At 60.4% G+C, this 2,415-nt stretch carries 2 protein-coding genes; one reads left to right on the plus strand and one right to left on the minus strand.

Features of this window, described 5'->3' with window-relative positions; all coding sequences use genetic code 11:
- Positions 1–435: 435 nt before the first annotated feature.
- Entirely contained in the window at positions 436–1,527 is a 1,092-nt protein-coding gene (locus tag Q3981_RS07980) for a phosphatase PAP2 family protein (protein ID WP_303125078.1), read from the plus strand.
- 34 nt (positions 1,528–1,561) lie between these two features.
- Here Q3981_RS07980 and Q3981_RS07985 read toward each other — a convergent pair.
- The coding region (locus tag Q3981_RS07985; protein ID WP_303125080.1) for a hydroxymethylglutaryl-CoA synthase family protein at positions 1,562–2,415 on the minus strand (854 nt) is incomplete at its 5' end.

The raw sequence follows: 2,415 nt of genomic DNA on the forward strand, positions 1-2,415 counted from the left end.
AGCTTTCCTAGGTGGTCGGGTTCCCGCCATATCGCTCCGGCGTATGGCGGGTTTTTGTGTTATACGACGAAAATGTGTCCACGTGCGGGAAAACTGCGGGGCAATATCAGGGTCGGTTGTGAAAACTGCGGGCGCATATGGGCGAAAAATGGCCGAAAATTGACCATATAGCCCCGCACTTTTATTTTTGGTCGCATATTCCCCCGCACTTTTCGGGCTCCAGGCGGGCGCCAGGTGTAGTTTCCCCGCAGTTTTCCGTCTACCGGCTCCTTCTTCCGTGCGTCGGTGCTTCACGCCCAGGAATTGGGTTCTTCCTGGGGTTATACGACAAAAGGCGGCGCGGCACACCACCACCCGCCATTGCTTCCCCCGAGCTTCACTTAGTGTTCATGTTTACGTCAGTGGGACGTTAAAGAAGCTTGGTACACCATACGTATGGCACAAGCACCTAGTCTCCCCACTCACCAGGCCGATGACAGCCAAGCCTGGACGTCAGCATCGCAGCCGGATGCGGCTCGCACTACTCCCCCGCCGAGCGAAAACCCGGGCACGACCCCACGCATTCAACACGACGGGGGTGGCGTCAATACCACGGCGGTCACCGCGTTACTCAGCGTGGCCACCGTCTTACTGATTATCTTCACGTTCACTGACAAGCAGGTCAGCGATGCCGTCATCAACCATGACAGCGTGTTCGGCACACTGTTCCAGTCCTATGGCGAGTTCCCTCCGGCGGTGCTGAGTGCGCTGGCTATGCAGGTCCTCGCGGGATGCCTCCTCCGTTCGTCTCTTCCGGGGATCGCGCGCGGGCTGGGCAGCATTTTGCTCACGTGGGCGAGTTTCCTGTCGGTCCTTGGCTGGTCAGAGCAGGCTGAGTCGTATCGTCGGTCGTGGAGCGCGAACCTTGCAGCCGGCACCCCGATCGGCGTCGCTAATAATGATGATTCGGACACGATGACCTGGTCGCAGTTCGCCCCCGCCATGTTTATGGATATTGTCCTTCTGATCATCATTTCGATCGTGGCGTGGCTGCTGGTTCGGAATTTGTCGGCTGAGACTTTGCGCCTGATCGCGATCTCGGCTGTGATTATGCTCGCGATTGTGTGGGCTGGGCACGGGGTGAACGACGGGATGAAGAGCCTGTGGGGTCGGTTCCGCCCCTATGAGGTTGATGCTGGAAAAGGCCCCTATCAGCCGTGGTATCACATCAACTTGCCTAATGGGCATCGCTCGTTCCCGTCGGGCCACACTCAAGAGGGCACCACTCTTGCAGCCCTGGCTATCGTGTTGCGCCCGCTCGGTGGCAAAGCCTGGCGGATTGCGCTGTGGGTCGGAACGGTGTGGGGAATTCTCATGGCGGCCAGCCGCGTGATCATCGGTGCCCACTGGGCGACTGACACGGTCGCCAGTTTCATCCTGACCTACGGCCTCATTTTGATCGGCTTGTGGTTGACGACGCGGGTCGCCCGCCGGTTGAATTCCACCACCATTACTAGCGACGCTGGTACGCCGGTTCGCACTTCCTAGCGACGCTGGTACCCGCTACGGAGGCTGACGCCCGTTAACGACGCTGGTAAATCCGCGAGTGGTCTTTCACGCCGGCGAAACGGAATGGCGCATCGGTGACCTCCGGTGTGTCGTAATCCGTAATGTCGGCGACGCGTGTCCCGGGATGAAGATCGCGGTAAGCGTCGTAGGTGAGCGGTTCGCGTGAATCCAGCGCCTTCTCGTGCTCATCGGCGCGGAGCAGCTTTTGGTATCCGTCGACAATGGTGCCGGTGAAGAATTCGGCAACCGCACCGGAGCCGTAGGACAGGACGCCGACGCGCTTTCCGGCGAGGTCGTCAGATTCGGTCTCGAGCAGCGACATGAATGCCAGGAAGACGGATGCCGTGTAGGAGTTACCAATCATGCGGTTGTAGTGCATCGTGGTCTCGAGCTCGGCGGCGGTTTCGGCTTTATCCGCGGACAGCCCGACGTGTTCGCGCAACGCCATGTGCGCTTTTACCGCCATTTTCGTGAATGGCTGGTGGTAGCAGAAGCGGTCGATCGCGGCGAAGTCGGCCCCGCCGTGATCGATGAAGTCGTCGTAAGCTCCGCGAACGGCGTTGAGGTAGGCGTCGATGGAGAGTTTGCCGTCGACCAGGGCGGTGTGCCGGTCGTTGGGGCGCCAAAAGTCCTGTACATCGTAGGTGTACACGCCGGATGCAGGCTCGACGGCCAGGATGCCGGGGTTGGCCTGGACAAGGAACGCAGCCGCTGCCGCGCCTTGAGTCGGCTCACCGCCCGAGTTGAGGTCGTAGCGTGCAACGTCGGAGGCAACAACCAGCACTTTTTCCTGTGGGTTGCGGGCGACGATCCCCAGCGCGACCTGCAGCGCGCCGACCCCGGAGTAGCACGCCTGTTTCATTTCGA

This window comes from Corynebacterium sp. (assembly GCF_030530965.1).
Taxonomy (GTDB): Bacteria; Actinomycetota; Actinomycetes; order Mycobacteriales; family Mycobacteriaceae; genus Corynebacterium.